The 403-nt window shown below is 46.9% G+C and carries 1 pseudogene; it reads left to right on the plus strand.

The annotated features are described in order from the left end of the window. Nucleotides 1-403: pseudogene (locus tag GJU43_RS22980) on the plus strand (gliding motility-associated C-terminal domain-containing protein); the annotation flags it as partial.

Genomic DNA, 403 nt, shown 5'->3' on the forward strand with positions numbered 1-403 from the left:
CAGCCTTGACAAGCGGAGTTTATTACGCTGCTTTATTGGATGCTGCCACAGGATGTGAAAGTTCCATAAGATTGGCCATTACGATTTCCGTAACCGATCCTGCGACGCCAACTACAACAGATACGACACAAGATTTCTGTCTGGTAAACGCACCAACTTTTGCCAGCATTCAGACCAATGAACCTAATGTGGTTTGGTATAGTGCTGCAACAGGCGGAACAGCGATTCCAGCTACAACAGCCTTGACAAGTGGTACTTATTACGCTGCTTTATTGGATGCTGCCACAGGATGTGAAAGCTCCGTAAGATTAGCCGTTACAATTTCGGTAACCGATCCTGCGACGCCAACAACTACAGATACGACACAGGACTTCTGTCTGGTAAATGCACCAACCTTTGCCAG

The sequence above is a fragment of the Flavobacterium sp. LC2016-23 genome, assembly GCF_009674775.1.
Taxonomy (GTDB): domain Bacteria; phylum Bacteroidota; class Bacteroidia; order Flavobacteriales; family Flavobacteriaceae; genus Flavobacterium.